The sequence below is a fragment of the Arthrobacter sp. TE12232 genome (assembly GCF_054062615.1).
Window position 1 is genome coordinate 4,070,134 of record NZ_JBSSFK010000001.1, and the last position, 23,579, is coordinate 4,093,712.

Annotated in this window: 19 protein-coding genes and 2 tRNA genes; 6 read left to right on the forward strand and 15 right to left on the reverse strand. The window is 65.7% G+C overall.

All coding sequences use genetic code 11. The features are described from left to right. The first annotated feature begins 11 nt into the window (after positions 1-11). Complete coding sequence (locus tag ACVWZ7_RS18225) at positions 12-4,313, forward strand: Pls/PosA family non-ribosomal peptide synthetase (protein ID WP_456508668.1); 4,302 nt, start codon at positions 12-14, stop codon at positions 4,311-4,313. Here the strand turns inward: ACVWZ7_RS18225 and ACVWZ7_RS18230 are convergent. The 6 genes from ACVWZ7_RS18230 to bcp form a co-directional block, all read right to left on the reverse strand. Further along, entirely contained in the window at positions 4,310-7,492 is a 3,183-nt protein-coding gene (locus ACVWZ7_RS18230; RefSeq protein WP_456509145.1) for an efflux RND transporter permease subunit, read from the reverse strand. The genes ACVWZ7_RS18225 and ACVWZ7_RS18230 overlap by 4 nt on opposite strands. Positions 7,493-7,649: 157 nt before the next feature. Further along, positions 7,650-9,152: a malate:quinone oxidoreductase gene (locus ACVWZ7_RS18235; RefSeq protein WP_116766530.1), complete on the reverse strand. Its 1,503-nt coding sequence runs from the start codon at positions 9,150-9,152 to the stop codon at positions 7,650-7,652. Between the two features lie 79 nt (positions 9,153-9,231). Next, positions 9,232-10,890: an ABC transporter substrate-binding protein gene (locus ACVWZ7_RS18240; RefSeq protein ID WP_456509146.1), complete on the reverse strand. Its 1,659-nt coding sequence runs from the start codon at positions 10,888-10,890 to the stop codon at positions 9,232-9,234. Between the two features lie 239 nt (positions 10,891-11,129). After that, entirely contained in the window at positions 11,130-11,798 is a 669-nt protein-coding gene (locus ACVWZ7_RS18245) for a fasciclin domain-containing protein (protein ID WP_344365370.1), read from the reverse strand. A gap of 229 nt (positions 11,799-12,027) precedes the next feature. Beyond that, a tRNA-Leu gene (locus tag ACVWZ7_RS18250) sits at positions 12,028-12,109 on the reverse strand. Positions 12,110-12,168: 59 nt separating this feature from the next. Then, positions 12,169-12,645: a thioredoxin-dependent thiol peroxidase gene (bcp, locus tag ACVWZ7_RS18255; protein WP_116766532.1), complete on the reverse strand. Its 477-nt coding sequence runs from the start codon at positions 12,643-12,645 to the stop codon at positions 12,169-12,171. Positions 12,646-12,745: 100 nt separating this feature from the next. Between bcp and ACVWZ7_RS18260 the strand changes: the two genes are divergently transcribed. Then, positions 12,746-13,255, forward strand: a complete 510-nt coding sequence (locus ACVWZ7_RS18260; protein ID WP_237563374.1) for a MarR family winged helix-turn-helix transcriptional regulator — start codon at positions 12,746-12,748, stop codon at positions 13,253-13,255. A gap of 92 nt (positions 13,256-13,347) precedes the next feature. Here ACVWZ7_RS18260 and ACVWZ7_RS18265 read toward each other — a convergent pair whose 3' ends face one another. Further along, a complete protein-coding gene (locus tag ACVWZ7_RS18265; RefSeq protein WP_456508669.1) occupies positions 13,348-13,773 on the reverse strand; it encodes a hypothetical protein in 426 nt (141 codons plus the stop codon). Positions 13,774-14,144: 371 nt separating this feature from the next. Between ACVWZ7_RS18265 and ACVWZ7_RS18270 the strand changes: the two genes are divergently transcribed. Continuing rightward, positions 14,145-14,582 carry a universal stress protein gene (locus ACVWZ7_RS18270; protein WP_116766534.1) on the forward strand — a complete coding sequence of 146 codons (438 nt, stop codon included), beginning with the start codon at positions 14,145-14,147 and terminating at the stop codon, positions 14,580-14,582. 50 nt (positions 14,583-14,632) lie between these two features. Here ACVWZ7_RS18270 and ACVWZ7_RS18275 read toward each other — a convergent pair whose 3' ends face one another. Beyond that, complete coding sequence (locus ACVWZ7_RS18275) at positions 14,633-15,259, reverse strand: DUF2510 domain-containing protein (RefSeq protein ID WP_344365380.1); 627 nt, start codon at positions 15,257-15,259, stop codon at positions 14,633-14,635. 143 nt (positions 15,260-15,402) lie between these two features. On the opposite strand from ACVWZ7_RS18275, the gene ACVWZ7_RS18280 reads away from it, so the two are divergent. After that, positions 15,403-15,591 carry a hypothetical protein gene (locus ACVWZ7_RS18280; RefSeq protein ID WP_116766536.1) on the forward strand — a complete coding sequence of 63 codons (189 nt, stop codon included), beginning with the start codon at positions 15,403-15,405 and terminating at the stop codon, positions 15,589-15,591. Between the two features lie 266 nt (positions 15,592-15,857). Here ACVWZ7_RS18280 and ACVWZ7_RS18285 read toward each other — a convergent pair whose 3' ends face one another. Next, entirely contained in the window at positions 15,858-16,250 is a 393-nt protein-coding gene (locus tag ACVWZ7_RS18285; protein ID WP_456508670.1) for a hypothetical protein, read from the reverse strand. Positions 16,251-16,680: 430 nt separating this feature from the next. On the opposite strand from ACVWZ7_RS18285, the gene ACVWZ7_RS18290 reads away from it, so the two are divergent. Further along, complete coding sequence (locus ACVWZ7_RS18290; RefSeq protein ID WP_456508671.1) at positions 16,681-17,253, forward strand: PKD domain-containing protein; 573 nt, start codon at positions 16,681-16,683, stop codon at positions 17,251-17,253. Between the two features lie 135 nt (positions 17,254-17,388). Here ACVWZ7_RS18290 and ACVWZ7_RS18295 read toward each other — a convergent pair whose 3' ends face one another. From ACVWZ7_RS18295 to ACVWZ7_RS18320, 6 genes are all read right to left on the reverse strand, one after another. Further along, a complete protein-coding gene (locus ACVWZ7_RS18295; RefSeq protein WP_456508672.1) occupies positions 17,389-18,246 on the reverse strand; it encodes an oxygenase MpaB family protein in 858 nt (285 codons plus the stop codon). A gap of 25 nt (positions 18,247-18,271) precedes the next feature. Then, on the reverse strand, positions 18,272-19,237 hold the full coding sequence (locus ACVWZ7_RS18300) for a hypothetical protein (RefSeq protein ID WP_456508673.1): 966 nt from the start codon (positions 19,235-19,237) through the stop codon (positions 18,272-18,274). Beyond that, positions 19,234-19,719 carry a hypothetical protein gene (locus tag ACVWZ7_RS18305; RefSeq protein WP_456508674.1) on the reverse strand — a complete coding sequence of 162 codons (486 nt, stop codon included), beginning with the start codon at positions 19,717-19,719 and terminating at the stop codon, positions 19,234-19,236. Before ACVWZ7_RS18305 ends, ACVWZ7_RS18300 begins: the two co-directional genes overlap by 4 nt. 251 nt (positions 19,720-19,970) lie before the next feature. After that, positions 19,971-20,046, reverse strand: a tRNA-Lys gene (locus ACVWZ7_RS18310). Between the two features lie 115 nt (positions 20,047-20,161). Further along, positions 20,162-21,259: a PQQ-dependent sugar dehydrogenase gene (locus ACVWZ7_RS18315; RefSeq protein WP_456508675.1), complete on the reverse strand. Its 1,098-nt coding sequence runs from the start codon at positions 21,257-21,259 to the stop codon at positions 20,162-20,164. A 29-nt stretch (positions 21,260-21,288) separates the two neighbouring features. Then, positions 21,289-22,359 carry a sunset domain-containing protein gene (locus tag ACVWZ7_RS18320; RefSeq protein ID WP_456508676.1) on the reverse strand — a complete coding sequence of 357 codons (1,071 nt, stop codon included), beginning with the start codon at positions 22,357-22,359 and terminating at the stop codon, positions 21,289-21,291. Between the two features lie 200 nt (positions 22,360-22,559). Here ACVWZ7_RS18320 and ACVWZ7_RS18325 point away from each other — a divergent pair, with 200 nt between their 5' ends. Further along, a complete protein-coding gene (locus tag ACVWZ7_RS18325) occupies positions 22,560-23,528 on the forward strand; it encodes a LysR family transcriptional regulator (RefSeq protein ID WP_116766545.1) in 969 nt (322 codons plus the stop codon). Positions 23,529-23,579 lie beyond the last annotated feature (51 nt).

The window sequence follows — 23,579 nt, forward strand, 5'->3', positions numbered from 1 at the left end:
GGAGCTAAAGGATGGGCAAGACCGCGAGGATCGGCAACGGCCTCACCCGACCCCCTGAGTTGCGCGGAAAGATGTCGGTGAACGGCGGTTCTGAGGGGGGAACGATCCTCACATCGGCCGCACCGGATCAAACCGCGCGCTGGCAGCGGGGGGAGCGGCTGGACCAGCTGTTTGAGGATCGCTGTGACCGCCTGCGGGACCAGGGGCTGGAAGACCAGGTCGCCGTGGATTCAGGGGACATCGTCCTGACGTATCTGCAACTGGATGAACGGGCGAACCAGCTGGCGCGGCATCTCCTGGTGTGTGGTGCCCGCCCGGGTGACCGCATTGCGTTGCTGTTCGACCAGCCGTGGCGTGCCTACGTCGCGATGCTCGCCGTCCTGAAGATCCACGCGGCCTATGTTCCCCTGGACGCGGGGTTTCCCCCCGACCGTCTCCAGTACATTGTGGAAGACGCCAATGTGGCGATGATCCTGTCACTGTCGCACCTGAAGGACTTGATGCCCGAGGTGGCCGCTGTGACGGTGTGTCTCGACGCTGTACAGGCCCAGGTCGACGCCAAGGACCCCTCGCGCCTGAACGGTGCGGCCAAGGGCGGAACCAAGGATGAGCTGGCGTACATCATCTACACGTCCGGCTCGACGGGCCGGCCGAAGGGTGTGGCGGTGGACCAGGCCAGCATCTGCAATTTTGTCCGGGTGGCCGCTGGTGTCTACGGCATGGAGCCCACGGACCGGGTGTATCAGGGCATGACGATCGCCTTTGATTTTTCGGTGGAGGAAATCTGGGTTGCCTGGATGGTGGGAGCGACCCTGGTACCTAAACCCGGACGCTCCAGCATGCTGGGGGCCGAGCTCGCGGAGTACTTGCAGGAGAAACGGATCACAGCCCTTTGCTGTGTTCCGACCCTGCTGGCCACCCTTGAGGATGATCTGCCCGGTCTCCGGTTTCTCCTGGTCTCCGGGGAGGCCTGCCCGCGGGACCTTGTCCAGCGCTGGCACCGCCCGGGCCGTCGATTCCTGAATGTCTACGGCCCGACCGAAGCGACGGTGACTGCCACCTGGTCCCTCCTTGACCCGGACACGCCCGTGTCCCTTGGCGTGCCCCTGCCCACCTACACGGCCGTCATTGTTGATCCCGTGGAGCCCCGGGCCCTGCCTGCGGGCGAAACCGGGGAAATCGGCTTGGCAGGAGTGGGGCTGGCCCGGGGCTACGTCAACCGGCCGGACCTGACGGAACGGGCCTTCATCCCGGATTTCCTGGGCATCAAGAACAACCCCTCCGGCCGGATCTACCGCACCGGGGATCTCGGACGGATCAACGACGACGGAGAGCTCGAGTACTTCGGACGTATCGACACGCAGGTCAAAATACGCGGCTACCGCATCGAACTGAGCGAAATAGAATCCGTCCTCCTGCAACTGCCCGGAATTGCGCAGACAGTCGTTCAAACCTATGAGCCGGAACCCGGAACGGTGGAACTGGCCGCCTACTACACCCTCCGCCATGACGCCACGTTCGTTGATGCCCATGACCTTCACCGGATGCTGCGCACCAGGCTCCCCGGGTACATGGTTCCGGCCTATTTTGAACAATTGGATGCCCTGCCCATGATGGCCAGTGACAAGGTGGACAGGAAGCGGCTGCCCCGCCCGGAACACAGGATCAGCCAGGCGGCCGCCGGTTCCTACACCGCCCCGACGACTCCTGCCGAAGAAGCCCTGGCGAAGCAGCTTGGCGCCGTGCTGAACCTTGACAAGGTGTCCACAGACGCCCACTTCTTCAATGACCTGGGAGCGGACTCCTTGCTGATGGCGCGCTATTGCGCCCGCATCAGAAAAGAAACCGCCCTGCCGCCGGCAGCAATGCAGGATATCTACGAAAACCCGACGGTCCGGCAGCTCGCCACATGCCTGGAAGCCAGGCACAGCGCATCGGTTCTCAGCGCGGCCGTGCCAAACACCGGCACTGCGCTCCCGGCACCGATGCCCCCGGTGAGCTCGTTCCAGTACGCACTGTGCGGCGCAGTCCAGTTACTGGTTTTCCTCGGTTACATGATGTATGCCGCTTGGCTGCTGGTTGTCGGCTACGAATGGACGACGGGAGCAACCACCCTCTTTGACATGTGGATGCGCTCCATCGGGTTTGGTGCCGCCATGTTCGTGGTCCTATCCGTCACCCCGATCATCGCCAAATGGGTTCTCGTCGGGCGGTGGAAGCCGGGCATCATCCGGATCTGGAGCCCGGGTTATCTCCGGTTCTGGACTGTAAAGACCCTGACGCGCGCGAACCCCCTCGTCCTGTTCGCCGGTTCTCCGCTCTTTGTGCTGTACCTGCGGCTCCTGGGCGCAAAGATTGGCAAGGGGGTGGTGATCTTCTCCCGGAAGGTGCCGGCGTGCCCGGACCTGCTCACTATCGGTGACAATACGGTGATCCACAAAGACTCCTCGTTCCTGTGCTACCGGGCCCGGTCAGGCATGATCGAAAAGGGCAGCGTCACGCTGGGAAGCAACGTTGTTGTCTCAGAGAGAACCGCACTCGACATCGGAACGTCGATGGGCAACGACTCCCAGCTCGGGCATGCTTCATCGCTGCAGACTTCGCAGGCCGTGCCCGAAGGACAGGTTTGGCACGGTTCCCCCGCCGCCCGGACAGGCGCCAATTACCTGCGGGTTCCGGCTGCCCGGTGCAGCACCCGCCGGAGAGTCATCTACAGCCTGCTTCAGTTGCTCAACCGGCTGGTCCTGGTTGTTCCGTCAGGCGTTCTCGTACTGGCCGCGCTCCTTCCGCCCTATCTGAATACCGGCCACCTGCAACTGGGAGCCTTCACGTTCTTTACCGATGTACTGGCTGCAACGCTGGTTCTGTTCATTGTCGGGCTGATCACCGGACTGGTGACGGTCATCTGCGTTCCGCGCTTGCTGAACCACTTCCTCAAACCGGACGTGGTGTATCCGCTCTACGGCTGGCATTTTTCGATCCATCGGTTGATTGCCCGGCTCTCGAACGTCAGGTTGTACAAAGACATCTTCGGCGACAGTTCCTACATCGTGCACTACCTGCGGGTCCTGGGCTGGGACCTGGGCAAGGTGCAACAAACAGGATCGAACTTCGGCCCCACGCTGTCCCACGAGTCGCCATTCCTCAGTTCCGTAGGAACAGGCACCATGGTGTCGGACGGCCTGAACATGATGAACGCCGATTTCACCAGCACCTCCTTCCGGCTCTCTAAGGTCCACATCGCCGGCCGTAACTTCCTGGGGAACAGCATCACGTTTCCGATGGGAGCGCAGGTCGGGGAGAACTGTCTGCTGGCCACGAAGGTGATGATCCCGATTGACGGCCCGGTCCGCCGGGATGTGGGGCTGCTGGGGTCACCCGCCTTCGAGATTCCCCGGTCCGTTCAGCGTGACGCGGAGTTTGACGAACTCAAGATTGCGGACGCCATGAACAGGCGCCTGCCGGCCAAGAACCGGCACAACATCCTGAGCATGGTGCTGTTCCTGGCCGTGCGCTGGTTCCTGCTGTTTGCCGCCGCACTCTTCGGCGCCGTTGCCGTTGCGGCGCACGGCGTCCTCGGTGTGCTGGCCGTCGCGGGCGCGATGCTCGGCCTGCTCGTGTTCCGGGTGCTGTTTACCGCCTTGGTGGAGCGTTCGGTCATGGGCTTCCGCCGTCTGAAGCCGCAGTACTGCTCCATCTACGACCGCTACTTCTGGCGGCACGAGCGTCTCTGGAAGCTGCTGTCCGTGGCGCAGTTCAACGGGACCCCTTTCAAGCCCCTGATTTGGAGGTTGCTGGGCGTCAAGGTGGGAAAGCGGCTCTACGACGCCGGCCTGATCATGCCGGAAAAGACCCTCGTGACGATTGGTGATGATTGTACGTTCAACGAGGGAACGCACGTTCAGGGCCACTCCATGGAGGACGGCACGTTCAAGTCCGACCACATTGTGATCGGCAACCGTTGCACCCTGGGTGTGGATTCGTGGGTCAACTACGGGGTGACAATGCACGACGGTTCAGTGCTGGGGGCCGACGCTCTGCTGATGAAGGGCGAAGACGTCCCGGAAAATGCAACATATACCGGCAACCCGGCGCGCGAAGTCATGACCCCCGCGACACCCGAGCCGCGTCCTGCAGGAATCCCCGGCGCACCCCGCAACGGCGCACCCCGCAACGGCGGACCCCGCCACGCCGGCCCCCGCCACAGGGACGCCGTCGAGCCGGCCGGTGGCCTGCTCAGGCTGTCAAGGGGGACCCACAGGCCGCACAGGGCAGCGCGGGCCAAGGCTGGGGCACCGGGATCCCCCTCCTAGCGCGAACTGCTGGGTATGGGAGCGTCCTCAGGGAAACTGTCAGGGAAATCGTCGGGGACATCCTCGGTTACGGCCGGCCCGGCATGGCGTCCCCGGGGGAGCGACTTCTGGAGCGCCTTCCGCTCACGACGTCCTTCCACGAGCCGGTACAGCACCGGAACCAGAATGAGCGTGAGCGCGGTCGAGGAGATCAGGCCGCCGATCACCACGATCGCCAGGGGCTGGGAGATGAACCCGCCGCCGCCGGTCAGGCCCAGCGCCATCGGCGTCAAGGCGAACACTGTGGCGAGGGCTGTCATGAGGATGGGGCGGAGGCGCTGGCGGGCGCCGTGCGTGATCGCGTCCGCCACGTTCATTCCGGGTTCGCCGTTGCGCGGCTGGCGGTACTGGTTGATGAGGTCGATCAGCACAATCGCGTTGGTCACCACGATGCCCACGAGCATCAGCATGCCGATCAGTGACGGCAGCCCCAGCGGCACCCCCGTCACGACGAGCAGGGCGATGGCTCCCGTCGCCGCGAACGGGATGGAGACCAGCAGAATCAGAGGCTGCACGAGGGACTTGAACGCAGCCACCATGATCACGTAGACGATCGCGACGGCGGCCAGCAGCGCGAGCCCCAGCTGGCGGAACGAATCGGCCTGCTGCGTCGTGGCGCCGCCGATCGTGGCGGTAACCCCAGGCGGGAGCTGGACTGACGTGAGCCGGTTCTGGACTTCCGTGCTCACCGCACCGAGGTTCGCGCCCGACGGCGTCACGGAAACCTTCGCCGTGCGCTGGCCGTTGCTGGCGGTAATGGAGACGGGGACGTCGACCTGTTCCACGGAGGCGATGCTGCCCAGCGGCACGGCGCCGGCCGCCGTCGGGAGCGGGATCTGCCGGACGGCGTCGATGCTCGTGAAGCGTGTGCCCTCGCCGATCCGGACCGGGAAGTCGTCGGTGTCGATCCGCACCGTCCCCGCGGGAACAGGGCTGATCGTGGCGGCAAGGACCCCGGCCACTCGCTCTTCGTTCAGGCCGGCCGCGACGGCCTTGGCCCGGTCCACCTTGACCTGGACTACCGGCTGGCTGGCGGCCAGGTTGGTGGCCACCTCGCTGCTGCCGGGGACCCCGTCCATGGCCTTGACCATCGCGTCACTGGCGGTCCGGAGGTCAGCGGTCGTGGCGGCCTTGAGGGTGATATCCACGGTGGAGGACGTGCCGAAGCCGCCTTGCTGGGAACCGACGGTGATCTTGCCTGCGTCGCCGAGCTTGGCGAGCTCGGCGCGGACTGTGTCCTGGAGCTTGTCCTGGTTGGCCTTTTCGTCCGTTACCACCGTGAATGTCGAATTCGACGCGCCGGTGGACAGCAGGGCCGAGAAACCGGTCTGGGCGTTGCCGGTGGTGGACTGGACGTCCTGGATCCCGTCGATACCCCGCAGCACGTTCTCGACCCGGATGGCCGAAGCGCTGGCATCGGCAAGGCTCGTGCCGGCCGGCAGGGCCTGCCGGACGGTCATGCTGTTCTCGCCGGAACGGCCCAGCAGGTCGGTGGCGAGAAGCGGGGACATCGCCACGGTGGCGCCCAGCACCAGGGCGGCGGCGACGAGCGTGAGGACCGGATGGCGCTGCGTGCCGGACAGGACGGGCAGGTAGCCGCGCTGAAGCAGCGTGCGCCGCTCGGCCTCGTGCGCCTTGGCGGCCACTGCGGCCGGGGAGTCCGTGACGGCGGGCGCGCGCAGGAACCAGTACGCCAGCACCGGCACGATGGTCAGCGAGACCAGCAGCGAGGAGAGCAGGGCGATGGTCACCGTGAGGGCGAAAGGCCGGAACAGCTCACCGGCCAGATCACCAACGAAGGCGATCGGCAGGAAGACGGCCACGGTGGTCAGGGTCGACGCCGTGATGGCGCCGGCGACTTCGCGGATCGCCGTCACAATGGCGGTGATCTTGTCTTCGCCATAGCTCAGGTGGCGCTTGATGTTCTCGATGACCACGATCGAGTCGTCCACCACGCGGCCGATCGCAATGGTGAGTGCTCCGAGGGTAAGGATGTTCAGGGAATAGCCGGTCGCCGAAAGCCCGATGAAGGTGATCAGCAGGGACAACGGGATGGACACGGCGGTCACCAGGGTCGCGCGCACGGACATCAGGAACACCAGGATCACCAGCACGGCGAAGCCCAGGCCCAGCAGGCCCTCGGTGGTGAGGTCCTTGATCGATTTCTCGATGAACGGCGCCTGGTCGAAGACTGGAGTGAACTTGGCGTTGGAGCCGAGTTCGGCCTCGAGCTGGGGGATGGCGTCCTTGACCGCATGGGAGATCGCGACGGTGTCGCCCTCGGGCTTCTTGGTCACGGACAGGGCGAGGGTTTCTTTGCCGTTCGTCCGCGTGATGGAGGTGCGGGCATCCTCGACGAGGCTGACATCGGCGACGCTGCCGATCGTTGCCGCATTGCGGGCGGCGCCCAGGGGCAGGGCTTTGATCGCGTCGAGGGAGTCCACCGGGCTGCCGATCTGCAGCGAGAGGGTCTTGCCCTGCTCTTCGACGGTGCCGGCCGGAACCAGCGAACCGTTGTTCTTCAGCGCATCACTGATGGACTGGATGCTCGCGCCGGACGCCGCCATGTCCCGGGGCCGCGGCAGGATCTGGATGTGCTGGGTGGCGCCGCCGGTGACGTCGGCGCCCCTCACGCCGTCGAGCTTCTGCAGCCGGGGGACACTGAGCCGGGCGAGATCGGCGTTGAGTTCGCTGAGCGGCTTGTCCGAGGACACGGCGAGGAACACGATCGGGAAGTCGCTGATGCTGCCGGCGATGGCCTGCGGCTGGACGTCCTTCGGCAGGGCCTGCTGGGCGTTGGAGATGGCCCGGTCGATCTGGTTGCGGGCCCGGTCCAGGTTGGTGCCGTACGTGAACGCCAGGGTGATCTGTGAGACGCCGTTGCGGGACGTGGACGACGTCGACTCCAGACCCTCGACGCCGTTGAGCGCCGTTTCCAACGGAGCGCTGATCTGCTTGTCCACGACTTCCGGCGACGCACCGGGCATCGAGGTGATGACCGTGATCTGCGGGAATTCGATGGACGGGATGAGCTCCTGCTTCAGCGAGGACATCGTGATCACGCCGAACACCGAGGCGAACACCGTGACCAGTGCGATCAGGGCCCGGTTGGCGAGGGACAGCTTGGCGAGCCGGAACATCTCATGGTCTCCTGGCGGGTCGACGACGTATTGCACAGATGTACTGCACAGATGTAGTGCCCAGATGTACTGCGCAGCCCTGGTGCACAACGGGAACAACATAAGCGTTGCGGCGGCTCCCAAACCAGAGGGCCGCCGCGGCCCGCGCCCGGAGGGTTTAGCTGTGAGCGGCGACTTGTTCGAGCTGCAGCGTCTTGGCCGTCTCGGCCTCCAGCTGCGCGGCGAGCTCAGGGTTGTCGTTGAGCTTGATACCGTAGCCGGGCATCATGTCCTTGAGCTTGGACTGCCAGCCCTTGAAGTTCTTGGGGAAGGACTTCTGGAGCAGTTCGATCATGATCGGCACGGCCGTGGACGCGCCGGGGGAAGCGCCGAGCAGGGCTCCGATGCTGCCATCGCGTCCGGCGATGACCTCGGTGCCGAACTGCAGCACGCCGCCCTTCTTGGGGTCCTTCTTGATGATCTGGACCCGCTGGCCGGCGGTGATGAGCTCCCAGTCGCCGTCCTTGGCCTCGGGGTAGTACTCGCGCAGGGCCTCGACCTTGTCGCCGTGGCGCTTGGCGACCTCCTTGACCAGGTAGGCGGTAAGGTCCATGTTGTCCTTGGCCACGGCCAGCATCGGGATGATGTTGGACGGGCGGATGGACAGCGGCAGGTCCAGGTAGGAGCCGTTCTTGAGGAAGTTCGTGGAGAAGCCCGCGTACGGGCCGAACAGCAGGGAGCGCTTGCCGTTGACGTAGCGCGTGTCCAGGTGCGGTACGGACATGGGCGGGGCGCCGACCGATGCCTGGCCGTAGACCTTCGCGCTGTGCTGGGCCGCGATGGTCTCGTCGGTGCAGCGGAAGAACTGTCCGGAGACCGGGAAGCCGCCGAAACCCTTGCTTTCGGGGATTCCGGAGGCCTGCAGCAGGTGGAGGGCGCCGCCGCCCGCGCCGACAAACACGAACTTCGCGTGGATCGAGCCGTGCTCGCCGCTGCGGGGGTGCTTCAGCGAGAGGTCCCAGCCGCCGTCGGACGCCCGCTTGATGTCGCTGACGTTGTGGCCGTAGTTGATCTCGACGCCGTTGTTGCCGAGGTAGGTGGTCAGTTCCCGGGTCAGGGCGCCAAAGTCGACGTCGGTGCCCTCGGCGGCGCGGGTTGCCGCGACGCGCTGCTTGGGGTCGCGGCCCTTGACGATCAGCGGGGCCCACTTCGCGATCTGGGCCTGGTCCTCGGAGTACTCCATGGAACGGAACAGCGGGTTCGGCTTGAGCGCCTCATAGCGGGTGCGGAGGAACTTGGAGTGGTCCTCGCCGATCACGAAGCTCATGTGCGGGACGGTGTTGATGAAGCCCTTGGGGGAGCCGATCAGGGAATTCGAGACGAGGTGGGACCAGAACTGGCGGGACAGCTGGAACTGCTCGTTGATGTTCAGGGCCTTGCCGGGGTCCACCGAGCCGTCTTTGGCTGCGGGGGAGTAATTAAGCTCACACAGGGCGGCGTGCCCGGTGCCGGCGTTGTTCCAGGGGCCGGAGCTTTCCAGCCCGGGCTCGTCGAGCCGTTCGAACAGCGAGATGGTCCAGTTCGGCTCAAGCTGCTTGATGAAAGCGCCGAGCGTGGCGCTCATGATGCCGCCGCCAATCAGGACGACGTCGGCATGTTGGGTCTTGGAAATGAAAGTCACAATCAGTCTCCGATAGCAGCGGCTCTGGCTGTCACAGAATATCCCCGCACGGCCCACTAACTGAAATTGGGCCCGGGCGTCAAGGCTTTAGCTCGACCTTTGTGAAAACTTCGTTCAACACCGGGGACGCCGGGTACTTCAGGACCCGATCGGACAAGGCCAGGGCCGAGATCGGGAAGGCAATGGGAACCGCGGGCACCGTGGCCGCGATCTGCGCATTGATGGTCTGGTACTCGGCCGTGCGGTCCTTGCCGTCCGGTAATCCCCGGGCCCGGGCGATCTTGGAGAAGACCTGGGGATCCTGGTAGCCGAATTCGCCGGTGTCCTCGCCGAACAGCGGACCAACGAAGTTGTCGGGGTCGGAGTATGAGCCGTTCCAGCCGAGCAGGTGCAGGGCGTGGTCGCCGGGCGAGGTGACCTTCTGCAGGTAGCCGTCGGTCCAGTCCACGGGCACCGGTTTGATGTTGAGCCCGACGGCGGTCAGTTGCCGGCTGATCTCGGCGTACACCTTTTCCGGCGTCGGCAGGTACGGCCGGGTGACGTTGAGCGGGTAGTAGAACTTCAGTTCCTCGCCCTTGTAGCCGGCCTCGGCCAGGAGTTCCTTAGCCTTGTCCGGGTTGTAGCCGAGCGACGGGGCGTTGTTGTTGAAGCCGCTGAGCTTGGGCGGAACGAACTGGGATGCCTGCGCGGTGTTGTCGATGAAGAACCGCCGGATCAGGGTGTCCTTGTCCAGCGCCATTTCAATCGCCTGGCGCACCTTGAGGTTCTGCAGGATCGGAACCTGCTGATTCATGCCCAGGTACATGACGGAGAAGGGGTCCCGCTGGATGATCTGTTTGCCGCTCTTGACCAGCTGGTCGAAGTTCCCCACGGTGACGGCGTCGTAGGCGTCGATCTTGCCGTCGAGAAGAGCCTGCATCCGGGTCTGCGGGTTGTCGTATGTCACGAACTTGATGGTCCCGATCTGACCTTTGTCCCCCCAGTAGTTCTTGTTGCTGGTCAGGGTGACGCTGCCGGTGTCCCAGGAACCAAACGAGTAGGGGCCGGTGCCCACCGGGTGGAGGCCGTAGGCGGACACGGGCTGGCCGCCGCGGCTCTGGTCCAGGACGTCCGCGTGTCCGGCAGCGAGGGCCTGCGGGGAGGACATCGCGAAGGCCGGGAGGGTGAGGGCCTGGAGAAATCCGGTGAAGGGCTGGGTGAGGTCGATCCTTACGCTGTCCGGCGCCACGGCGGTGCAGCTCTTGTAGATTGACAGCGGCGCCTGGTCGGCGTGGGCCTTGAAGACGCCCTTGAACGTGGTGCCAGTGGCCTGCTGGCGGAGGGCCGCGGGGAAGTTGAACCAGCGGTTGAAGTTGGTGCAGGCGGCGGCGGCATTGAACGGCGTCCCGTCCTGGAACGTGACTTTCTCGCGCAGCTTGAACGTGTACGCGCGGCCGTCATCGCTCTGGGACCACTCGGTGGCCAGCAGCGGTGTGGGCTCACCGGTGGTCTGGTCCACGCCGACCAGTCCTTCGAGGACCTGCCGGGTGACACGGTAGGACTCGACGTCGGAGACCAGGGCGGGATCGAGCCCCAGCGGATCGGAGCCGGTGCCGAAGGTGAAGAGCGCGGTGGGAGCGGTGCTGGAGGCGGCCGAGGAGGTTGCGGAGCCGGGTGCCGGGCCGAGGGCGCCGGTGCAGGAGGCAAGCGGCAGCACAAGGAGAACGGCCCCGATGCTGGCGGCAATACGCCGCGCTATCCTGCTGGGCACTCTACTGCTGGGCACTGAAGGAATCACCTCTGGGAGCTGGATGGTCCGCCGGCTGCGGAACAGCCCCAGTCTAGTTGACGGCGGAGTCCGGGATCTTTTGCGGCGCACCGTCACGGGCCGCATGGGCCCGCAAAAGCGATGGCCCGCACCACGAGGTGCGGGCCATCGCTTCTCCTAGTGGTCCAGGGAGTCAGGCTGGAGCCGGGGCAGGAGTGCTTGGATGTTGCTTACTTGGGCATGAGGACGGAGTCGACCATGTAGACAGTGGCGTTGGCGGTCTGGACGCCGCCGCAAACAACGTTGGCGCCGTCGACCTTCAGGGCATCCTTGGTGCCGGTCACCGTGACAGAACCGCCCTCAACGGTCTTGTGGGTGCCGACGATCTGGTCCGGAGTGATCTTGCCGGGAACGACGTGGTAGGTCAGGATCTTGCTGAGCGTGGCGTCGTCCGTCTTGAGTGCTTCGATCGTGGCCGGGTCGATCTTCTTGAAAGCGTCATCGGTCGGGGCGAAGACGGTGAATTCGCTGCCGTTCAGCGTGTCCACCAGGTTTACCTTGGGGTTGAGCTTGCCGGAAACGGCAGCGGTCAAGGTGGTGAGGACCGGGTTGTTGGACGCGGCGGTGGCTACCGGGTCAAGGGCCATGCCCGAGACGGAGCCGGCACCGCTGGGAACCTGGGCGGCGTAGGCGGCGCAGCCGGGTCCGACGAGGTTGGCGGCCGGATCCATCGCTGCGGCCGAGGTGCTCATGGACGGGGACGGCGCCATGCTGGCTTCCGACGGTGCGGAGGAGGCAGGAGCTGCGCTGGAGCTGGATCCGCCGCAGGCAGTGAGGCTGAGCATGGCGGCGGCTGCGATACCTGCAACGGCGAACGTGGTGCGCTTGATGGTCTGCATTTCGGTTTCTCCTTTGTTGTGCCGATGGTTGCCGGCGGCGAACTTTGCCGCTGCGGCCCTTTCCCGACTGTTGGGCACCGACCCTTGGTTGGTGTCTCAATGGGTATTCGGCTGCTCGGAGGACGCGGATGGGTGAGGGGTTGAAATTCTTTTTCAACCCCGGGGAATCCCCGGAAAATCCGCTGTAAACCACGAGAACCCCGGTCCGAAGACCGGGGTTCTCTCTGTGTGCGCAAGGGGGGACTTGAACCCCCACGCCCGAAGGCACAGGAACCTAAATCCTGCGTGTCTGCCAATTTCACCACTCGCGCGCGGCGCCGTCGTCGTCCGGGGGAAGAACCCCGGCGGCGGACGTCAGGCTCCATTGTACCTATTCGGCGTCGAGCTTCAGGTCCCGGCGGAGTTTCGCGACATGCCCGGTGGCCCGGACGTTGTACTGCGCGATCGTCACGGTGCCGTCGGGATCGACAACGATTGTGGAGCGGATGAGGCCCTGGTAGGTCTTGCCGTAGTTCTTCTTCTCGCCCCAGGCCGCATAGGCCTCCGCGACGGCGTGGTCTTCGTCGGAGAGAAGCGGGAACGTCAGCCCCTCGGCGGCGGCGAATTTGGCGAGCTTTCCGACCGGGTCGGGGGAGATGCCCACCACGTCATAGCCTGCCTGCTGCAGTGAGGCGAGGGAATCCCTGAAGTCGCAGGCCTGTTTGGTGCATCCCGGGGTGGAGGCCGCCGGGTAGAAGTAGATGACGGTGCTCCGGCCCCGGAAGTCGCGGAGGCTGACTTCCTGTCCTTCGGCGTTCTTGAGGGTGAAGTCCGGTGCTGCAGCACCGGGGATGAGTCGTTCAGGCACGGGTGTCTCCTTGGCGAAGTGCGGGGTTAAGTGGCGTGATTATCCAGCGTAGTGAGCGGAATGGCCCCCGACGAATCCGCTGCTCGCTATACTCTTGGGTATGCCTGATATGGATCGCTGGCCCACGGGCCGCCTATTGTCCACGGCAGCACGTCTCGTAGAACACTCCTGGAACGAAAAATTGGGGGCCATTGGCCTGACCCATGCCGGGGTGATCGCCATGGAGGTGCTCTCGGCGAACGGGCCGATGACGCAAGCCCAACTAGCCCAGCTGGTGCGGGTCCAGGCCCAGACCATGGGCAAGACGCTGAGCCGGTTGGAAGCGCACGGCCACATTTCGCGGCAGCGCAGCGCCTCGGACCGGCGCAGCCAGGTGGTGTCGCTGACAGACCAAGGCCGCGAGGCCGTTACCGCCGCCGCGGACATGGAGCGCTCAGTGCTCGCCGCGACGCCGATTGACCCGGACGTGTTGCGCCAGGAGCTTCAAGCGGTTGTGCGGGTGCTGGCCACCAAGTCCACGTCTGCCGAGGTCAAGGCCATTGTCACTGCCGCGGATCCTGCCGTCGCCTCGGAGCCTGGTCTCGCGGCGAATGCCACCCCGCTGAACTAGCCACCCCGCACGGAAGACGAAGATGAGCAGGACGGCGGGAGAATTCCCGCCGTCCTGCTCAGTCCTATCCCCAGGCCCTTAGCGGCGCCCGGTCACCAGATTGTGTGGGGGTGGTGCTTGTTGTCATTGTGCTTGTTGTCGTTGTGCTTGTTGTTGTTGTCGTGCTTGTTGTTGTCGTGCCGGTTTCCGTTATGGTCCCAGAATCCGTCCTTGTCATGCCGGCAGCCGTCGTGGCCGGTCCACCAGCCGTTGTGGTCGTTGTCGTCACGCCAATTGCCGTTGTCGTCACGCCAGCCCCACCCGTCGCCGTTGTCATGCCACCGGTCCTCACCGTCCCACCAGCCGTTATTGGTATCGTGCTGGTGGTTGTCCCGCATCTGGTGCCGGTGTTCGAACGAAGATTGATTCCAAGAGATGTTGGAAGTAGTCACGGCGGCGCTGGCGGGCAGGGCGCTGGCGCCCAAACCCAATGCCGCCGTGACAGCAGTTGTTCCGATGATGCGAATAGCCTTGTTCATTACGTTGATCCTTAGAGGGGGTCGACGTCCCCATTTCTCCCGCCGACGCACGGCCCACGCAAGGCCGGCCTGGCGTCGGCGGGAGCCCGCGTCTCTGGACGCGATCCCAGACAGGGAATCGGGGAGTCGACATGATAAACACTGGAGTTTTCCGCCCGGGAACTTGGCCGGGGGTCTGCGGTCCGGGTCTGCGGGACCGGTGTCGTTCCGGGATCGTTGCCCGGAGCACCTTCCCAGTCAACGCGCGGTTTCGGGCTCTCGACAGGGACTAAAGTCCCTGCTTCCCATGCTATTCGGGGGATGTCCGGACGCGGGCCGCGAGAGGATGATGGTGCCAACCAGGGAGCCTCAACCGGGTCGGAGGAAATGGTATGGCTATCAGCAGCCCGTTCGTGGTCGTCGTAGGGGTCGATGGCTCCACAGAGTCCCAAGCAGCCCTCGATTGGGGGATCCAGGAGGCAAAGCTCAGGAACGGACAAGTGATTGTCCTGGCTTCGTGGCACTACCCCTACGTCACGGATGCCGCGGGCCAGGCCTGGGACTACGCCGGCTTCGAGCGCGACGCACAGACAATCCTCAACGACGAACTTGAGCGCGTGGCCGATCAGGGGGTTCCGGTCACCGGGCGTCTTGTCGAGGGCAATGCGGCGGCCGCTCTTGTGGAGGCGTCGCGCGAAGCGGATCTGCTGATTGTCGGTTCCCGTGGCTTGGGCGGGTTTACGGGGATGCTGCTGGGCTCCGTGTCCTCCCAGCTGGCTCACCACGCCCGGTGTCCGCTCCTGATCATCCGGACAGGAGACGAAAGCTAGGAACCTGTCCCGGACGCGGCCTACGTCTAGGCTGCCTACGTCTACGCTGCCTAGATCGACGCCGCCTGGTTCGCCAGGGTGGCCACAAGCGAGGACATCTTGAAGCCGACCAGCACCACCGCGAGGACCGTTACGCCGATCGTGGCCCACACCGGGGCGAGCCCGCGCCGCGGCGCCACCTCGTGGACAATCACGGAACGGCCGATGACGTAGACCTCCCTGCTGAGGAATACCCACGCCCAGTGAAACGGCCTGACAACGCCGTCCTTGCGCAGCTTGTCCCAGTCCAGATAGGCCAGGAGGGCGGAGACGCCGTACACCAGGAAGCCGCTGGCCACCAGCAGGAAGTACGGCGTTGTAAAGATCGACGCCGGATCAACGGTCTGGACCTGCCGTGCACCGACGGTCCGCAACCGGATCGTCGGGTTCCAGAACATCAGCAGAATGAGCGGCACGAGCGGCAGGGCCACGATCGTCCAGACGTACGCGTTGTAGACAGGTGTCCGGTCACTGATGCGTCTCCGGGGTTCCACCGGTCGCGGGGTCTGGCCCTGGAACTGCGGTGTGCTGAATTGCCCGGTCCACGCCGTACCGTTCCACCATTGAAGCCGGCCCGATCCGGCAGGGTCCGGATACCAGCCAGGACCGGGGGTTGATGTGCTGGGCGGGACGGTCATGGCTGTTCATCCTTTTCCGGTGCGCGGGCGATCTCTGTCACTGAGACAGAGCGTACATCGGGGCGGCGGTGGTAGCGAGAGTCTCGACGTGCCAACGGATCGGGAGGACGATTAAAGGGCAATCACCATGAAGGAGGCCAGTGATGTGCTATTCGAACTACAAGGATTTCGGGCGTGATACCAGGAAGGATGCCGCACGGGAATCCGGGGAACGCCGGGAGCCCCGGCCGGAGGCAAAGGAATTCAAGTTCTGGGCCTTCCCCCGCCGCACCAAGGAATTCACCGTCGAGGAGCCGGAACACGTCGTAGACCGGTCCCGCGAGAAGGTCTAAGACAACACGCTGTCATTCAAGCGGCCGCCGAACCGCCACAGTTCGCTGTGACGGTTCGGCGGCCTCTTTAGGACCGGCCCGGCCGGCGGAGGCCAATCGCTGCCGAGGAGCCCAGGAGGAGCCCGCTTAGCGCCAACAGAGCCCCGCCGGTGAGGCCGCTCTGCCCGTCGGGTCCGGGAACATCCTGTCCAGCAGGGCTGCCCGGTGGCGTGGCTGGTGAGGGCACGGTCCCGTGGCCGGCGCCCGATGCCGGAGTCCCGGATGTGTCAGCCGTGACCGGGGCCGGAACGGCCCCCGTGGCCGATTGACCGGCGGCGCCCTGACCGGCGGATGGAACCGGGCCGGGCGTCGGGGGCGCCGGGACCTGTGCGGGCCGGGCCGTCTGTCCTTGTGACGGTGGCGTTGGGGACGGCGCGGCGGCCGACGTCGACGGTGCCGGGGTGCTCGGCGGTGTCGAACCGGAACCCGGGGGAGCGGACGGCGGGCCCGGCGTCGGCGCGGCGGGGCAGATCTTCACCGGGATGAGGCCGGCAGGCGTGCAGGGAGTCGCCACTGCGGGCCGCGTCAGGAGGAGCGGCGACGCCGCGAGCACGAGAACCACTGCGGCTATGCGACAGGCCTTCCGGATGGAGTTCATCCTCCCCATCGTAGGGTTCCACCTCCTGCCGGCACGGAACCTCGGCCCGGTGAGTGTCGCGGTAGAACGACGCTTCCTGCTGGCGTCTTGATCTATCCGTAGGCGTTTACCCGTGGCAGGATCGGTCAATGGGGGATTTCATGGGGCTGTGCCGGGCAATTTGCTGGACCACCGCGGTGGCATTACTGATGCTGGCCACAGGCTGCGCACACGAGCCGGGACAGGCAACACCTGCCGTGAGCCCGCCGTCGGAGTCCAAGGTCCCGGCAACGGCACCGAGCAGCTCCGCACCCGCCAGCCAGGCGTCTGCGAGCCAGGGACCAACGGGGCAAGCCCAACCCAGCCAGGGACCAACGGGGCAAGCCCAACCCAGCCAGGGACCAACGGGGCAAGCCCAACCCAGCCAGGCCCAACCCAGCCAGGCCGCCGGCGGGGCCCTGCAGATCAACACGATGCCCCTGGGCGGCAGCCGGATCGACGTCGTAGCTAGACTGCCGATCAACGCCTACTGGGCCAGGCCCGGCCAGGAGATCAACTTCGACGCCTCATCCTCCGAGGGCGTCATCGGCAAGTACGAGTGGGACCTGGACGGGGACGGCACCTACGACACGACCACCCAGTCGCCGATCCTCAAGCACGTTTACGCCCGGCCGTTCGAAGGCGTGATGATCCTGCGGGTCTCTAACCCGCTCGGCAGCGCCGACATCCTGAAGACCCCGGTGCACGTCGGCACGGGCCCGGGACCAGGGGGCGTGCGCCCGGTCCCGCCGACCAACGTCAAGGCCGAGGTCGTCTCCGCTGACGGCACCCAGGTGAAGGTCACGTGGGAATCGAATGACCCTACGGCTGACTCCTGGGGTGTGGCCGTGAACGGGTTCCCTGCCGGCCGCGTTTACAAGTCGGCCCGGTCCGTCACGGTCACCGACATCCAGCGCGACAAGGACGTCCTCCTGCAGGTCTTCGGCATCACCGCCGACGGCGCCGTTGGCGACCGGGCGGGAACGACCCTGCCGGCCGCGAAATGAGGGAAGCTTAGCGGACAAAAAAGAAAACCCGGCCCCGCGGGCCCCTAAGCCTGCGAAGACGAGTGATCCCGCACCGGATGGCAGCAAGGGCTAACCGGTCAGCGGATGCGGCTCGGGCCCGGGCTGCCCCGAGCCTCAGACGTTGGCTGATTTCCCCCAGGGGCCGATCTGGTCCAGGGTGTATCCGTCCGGGTATGCCACGACGTTCATCCTTCCCGGCACAAATATGGGCGCGGTTGGCAAGGGGCACCGCCTAGCCTTGAGGGAGCGGAACCGCAGCACCGCGTTGAACGGTACGCGCAGCGCTGCCGGGGCGGGTTTCAGGCCCAGGGCAACAGCGACCTCGGGTTTGTCCATCATCAGCGCCAAGATGGTCGGGGTGAACCGGCGAAGCCGGGTGGGGATACGGCTGGCGAAGGCCGCGACGGTCGCATTGAGCAGCATCGAGCCCTCGGGGGTCGGGCCCATGTTCCGGTCCTCGTACTCGTCCAGGAACCGTTCCGCCTCCGCGAAGGTGGCTGGGATGCCTTCGAGCCCCATCTGCCGGCCCAGTTCGGCGTAGAAGTCCGTGGCGGCCTGCCTCTCCAGCCCGGTCAGCCGGCGCCAGCCGTGACGTTCGGTCCAGCGCAGCGGCAGGACGAGCAAGGTCATGAGGACGTAGACGAAGTCGTCCGGGGTGCCGGGCACCCCTTTGTGGACCCGGCGGAGCAGTTCGATCATGGCCTGGCTGCGTTCGTGCTCGAACCCGTTGGCGATGATCTCGTGGAGGACGATGCCGGTGTCGTAGGAGCGCTTCATCGGCCGGGATTTCATCTCCCCGGTCGCCGCCAGGGTCCTCGCTGTGGAGGGGATAGCGAAGTTGCGGTAGTAAGCGACGAAGAAGCCCGAATGGATTTCAGTCTTGAAATCGAAGAGGACCATGTTCCGATAGATCCCGTACATGTCCGTACCGCTCGGGCGTGTTCGGCGGGTCGGGTGCGTCAGGAGGTGCATGGGGGCTTTCTGTAGCTGCCGCAGGTTATGCCAGGGCAGGGGCGACATGGAGCTTTGCTTCGACGGAGAGCAGGTAGCTGCGTTCCTCCGCGGTCAGGAAGGTCGCCGAGGTGCCCGCAGCGAGTTCAGCGTCCCGGATTTCGACAACCATCCGGTGCAGCCGGTCCTGTACCGGCGCCTGGGGGTCGGCCTCAAGGGTCCGGTCAAGAGAAGTGTTCTGCAGCGCTTTGGCCCAGATGGACTCGACGCGCGCGAGGGTTTCGGTGTTCCAGCGGTGCAGTTTTTTGCGGGCGCCCCTGCCGGCGACCGCCGGGATCGTGAGTCCGGCGCCGGCCAGGACGGTCGCGGCCAGCTCCAGCTGATGGTAAGGGAAATCAGGCCTGACCAGTATGGCCAGGAATGTCAGGTGTCGGGCCAGCAGGGAGAGACACATCTCGGCCATCACCAGGAAACCCATGATGCAGCCGGCGCCCAGCATGGAGAAGCCGACTCGGAACGAGCGGCTCATACGCGGGACGTAGCGGAAGCAGATCACGGCAATTTCCGCGCTCATCGAACAGATGAAGAGGGTGAGCATCAGTGAGAACAGGAGGGCCGGGAAGCGGTCCTCGTAGATGCCCCAGGCGGGAGTCGTGATGGTGGGTCCTGTGAGGAGGAAGAACGCGCTTTGCAGGGTCAGCGTGAGCGTCAGAGGCAGGGTGCGTGTCCACCAGGACCGGCGACCGCCGGCTTCCGGGGCGATGGCCGCGTATGCGGCGAGGCGCAGATACCAGAGGGAGATAATCATCAGGGAGTTCAGGATCAGTTTGACCAGGTTCATCCCGCCCAGGGCTGTGTCTACGGGGACGTAGACAATCGGGGACATGAGCAAAGAGCCCATGGCTCCGTACACGGCGCAGGAGAACACCAGGTCGGTGCGGTTGCGAACCAGGGCGGGAATGCGGGCCCCGGCCAAGAGGAAGAGTGCCGCGGCCATGAGGAACTGCATCATCCGAAGACCGCCCCGAAGTTGCCCGGCTCCGCGTCCGGCCGCCGGTAGGAGCGGCGGATGCGGGAGGCCAGCCGGTCGGCAAGGAGTTCGGCAGTTACCTCGAGCTCGTTGAAGAAATCGGTGCGCTTCAGGGCCGAGACGACGCGCTCCGGGCCGAGGTCCGGGAAGAAGGTCTTGGCGTAGTCGTGCGAGAGGTCCTCCTGCTCGTGGCGGAGGATCATGTGGGCGAACTCGTGCAGCACGATCTGCTGGCGGTGCACCTCCGATGCCGCCTTGGCGTGGAGGATGAGATCCAGGTCGTCCAGTCCGAACCACAGGCCGCAGACCTTGTCCGTGGGTGTGTTGTCGATGGGCTTGATGACGATCCGGCGCCCCCTGGCGGACTCCAGGTGGGCCTGGATGGAGCGCATGGAGACTGGTTCCTGTAGCCGCAGGCTGTCTTCCGCAGTCCGTGCCCGTGCTCGGGCGACGCTGTAGTCCATGGGAGCTGATCCTTGGGATAGTCCGATAAGTGGCCAGAGTCCCCTGACTCCAAAGGAGGAGCCTATCAGCCCTGTTCAGGGGCCTTCCCGGCACCCGGCGTGTCGGAAGAAGTAACGTTCGTCTCTGCCAGTTGTTCCTCTGGAGCGTCCCCCATGTCCGGAGGAATGACAAAATATCGCCTCGGAGGGATTACGGCAAAAAGAAACCCCGCCCTGCAGGCCGCTAAGCCTGCGAAGACGGGGTTTCTTGGTGGTGCACCCCCCGGGACTCGAACCCGGAACCCATTGATTAAGAGTCAATTGCTCTGCCAGTTGAGCTAGAGGTGCATCTGTTGTTCTTGTTCATCGGGGCTTTTTCTTTCCCCGTTGTTCTCCGCAACGACATGAAACTCTACACGAGTTTGGCCGCGGTGTGAAATCGAGGCGCGGGGGAGGAATCGAGCTAGGCGTGAAGGTTCAAAATCAGCGCAAAATCAGGGTTTTCGCCGTTGCTGAGGAGCCACAGGCGGCCGTCGGGGGCGAGTGAAACGTTCCGGATCCGACCGTACTTTCCTGTGAAATAGCTCACAGGATCGCCGGCGAATTCGCCCTTGAGGGGAACGGCCCACAGCCTTTGCCCGCGCAGGGCGCCCAGGTAGGCGGTGTTGCCGACAATTTCGAGCCCGCTGGGCGAGGAATCCGCCGTCGACGGCCACACGACTTTGGCGTCCAGGAAGCCGGTGCGGTGCGGTGCGCCCGTCACGTCCGGCCAGCCGTAGTTGCCGCCGGGCACGATCAGGTTGAGCTCGTCGTTGACATCGGGGCCGAATTCGCTGGCCCACAGCCTGCCGGCGCTGTCCCAGGCGAGTCCTTGCACGTTCCGGTGGCCCAGGCTGTAGACCGGGTTCTCGCCGAAAGGGTTTCCGGGCGCCGGCCGGCCATCGGCGGTGAGTCGGAGGATCTTCCCGCCGAGGGCCCTGCTGTCCTGCGGCTGCTCCGGGCGCTGCGAATCGCCGGTTCCCACATACAGAAAGCCGTCGGGACCGAAACGGATCCGTCCGCCATTGTGCGTGCCAGCTTTAGGAATCCCCGTGAAAACAGTCTCCGGGGCGCCCAGTTCCCACCGCCCGCCGCGGTCCTCGAGCCGCATGCGGACGATTCTGTTGTCTTGGGCCGCGGTGAAATATGCGTAAAGGTAGTGGTCCGTCGCGAAGTCAGGGGACAAGGCAAGGCCTAGGAGGCCGCCTTCGCCGCCGGGTACGACGCCGGGCACCTTGCCGAGGGTGCCCAGTTGTCCGCCGTTGATGGTCCGTAGCAGGGCGGTGTCGCGTTCGGAGACGACGGCGGTGCCGTCCGGCAGGTAGACCGTGGACCACGGCAACTGCAGGCCGTCAATCCGCTCCGCCACCGTGGGCTCACCCGCCGTCCCCGGCGCGCCCGTGGCAGGGCCGCCCCATTGCGGGGGCGTGGGAGAGGAGGCACCGCCGCCGGTGCAGGCGCTTGAGACAAACAGGGCAACGGCGAGGGCTGTTGCCCTGACCACGACATGGCGGAGCAGCAAGGCGAAAGTTGTAGGAACCGGGCCGGCTGCTACTGGCGCGTCCGGCGGGGCGGCCGGAATCCGGCGGCTTCGGCGTGTGCTGCGGAGACGAACCATACTTCTGCCCGGGCTTCTTCGTAGGCCGGGCTGGAGTCTTCGTAGTAGGTCATCGACGATGCGTTGCCCTTGACGGTGAAGCTTTCCGGTCCGCTGCCGTCGGCCGCCGGGGCCGCCGATCCCTCGCCGTAGGGCTGGTCAGTAGCGAGGTGGCCCGTGGGCTCGGTCGTGTGGCTTGCGGAAGCCTCCGTTGCCGCGGACGAGGCGGCCATCTGCGTGGTCTCCATGTCGGCAAGGGGCGCTGCCGCTGGTGCTGCTCCTGTCGCGGGGCCGGGCGCCTCGGGCATCGCTGCGGCGGGCATCGCTGCGGCGGCGGCGCCGGTGGCATTCGCAACACCAGGGGCAGTGCTGCCGGCGCTGACGTTGGCGCCTTCATTGTCGGCCGCCTCCGCGGCTGCCGTCTCAGCTCCGGGCAGTGTCGGCGAGTGGGGCTCGGTGTATTCGGGATGGTGCACCGGAGGCCCGGCAGCAGCCGCCGGTTCGGCGGCTGTCGGAGTTTCGGCGGCAACTCCTGGAACGTGCGCAGCGTGGGCCGGTTCGTGGTGGGTCGTGGCCGCATGCGCATCGGCCGGTGCGGCGGTCTCGGACCACTGGGTCTCCCACTCGGTGCTGTCCGCAACGCCGGCGGCTTCCGGCGCGCCTGCCGTGGCTGCGCCCGCGGCCGGTTCGATCGTCGGGGGCGCTGCCGGTTCGGGAGCGGGGGTCATCTTCTCTGCAGTGGCCTGCGGCGCAGGGTTCTCCGGTGCAGCCATCTCGGCCGGCGGCATCGCCGCCGAGGGCGCCTCAGGTGTTTGCATCGCTTCTGGCGCTGGCGCCGCCATCGCACCGCCCGCCGGTCCGGCACCCGCCGCCGTCGAACCGGCCGACGTGCCGGATGAGCCGCCGGTGCTGGTGGTTCCGGCGGAGGTGGACCCTGTGCCTGTGCGGCTCTTATTGCGGTTGAGCACGGCCCAGACCACAGCGACCACCACGATGATGACGACGAGCCAGACAATCCAGTCCATAGCAGAGCCTTTCAGTCCATATTCAGTCCATGAGATTCAGTCCATGAGGCACGGTTGCCGATGCTTGACGGTACGTCCGGGCCAAGCCGGCTGTCCACCCTTCCCGGGGCCGACACGGCCGCCTGCCGGGAGGGCACGGGCGGCCCCGCGAGCTGGCCGGAAACCGAAAACGACCCGGGCCCGCCGTGTAGCCTCGCCTCATGGATTTCAAGCGACTGCGGATTCTGCGCGAACTCGCCGACCGCGGCACGGTAGGCGCCACCGCCGAGGCCATGAACGTGACGCCGTCGGCTGTGTCTCAACAGCTCAAAACCCTGCAGGAAGAACTGGGTGTGGTCCTGGTGGAAAAGTCCGGCAGGGGAGTGCGGCTCACCGAGGCTGGCCTGGCCATGGCCGGCGCTGCTGCCGAGGTGTCCACCGCCATGGCACGGGCCGAGGCAACCATCGACACCTACCGGCGGGGCTGGCAGACGCGGGTTGTGGCAGCCTTTTTTCCCAGCGCCGCGGAGATGTTCCTCCCGGGCCTCCTGCACCGGGTCAAGGCCATCGAGGGCCTCCGCTTCGAAGCGCACTTCGAGGATCCCGGCGTTGCCGGGTTCGCCGGGCTGACCGCGGACTACGACATCGTCCTGGCCCACAGCGTCGACGGTCCCGAAGTCTTCGGCGGTCAGGGCCTGGCCGTGGTGCCGTTGCTGGAGGAACCCCTGGACGTGGCCCTGCCCGCGGGGCACGCGCTGGCCGCCAAGGCCACGCTGTGCGCCGAGGACGTCGTCGGCTTCCCCTGGATGGGCGTTCCCGAGGGCTTTCCCTTCGATACCGTGCTGCGCCAGATTGAGCTGCGGGCCGGCTCGCAGGCCGTCCGCGCCCAGCAGTTCCCCGATCTGCGTGTGCTCGAAGCCCTTGTCAGCGCCGGCCACGGGCTGAGCCTGCTGCCGCGGTACACGGCTGTCAGCAACCAGGACCGCGGATTCGTGCTGCGCCCGCTCGAAGGCGTAAAGGCCAACCGCAGCATTGTTGCCCTCGCCCGTCCCGACGTCGCGGCCAGGACCACCATCCAGCAGGTCCTGGCGATGCTGAAGGCCGAGGCCCAAGCTGTCGCCGAAGCTCCGCAACAGCGTGACGCGGCTCACCGAATCCGCGGCCAAGCGGCCGCGGATTTCATCATGTGAGATGAGAGTCCACTATTTGATCGAAATATTCCCGGTTTTCCGCTTAACGCT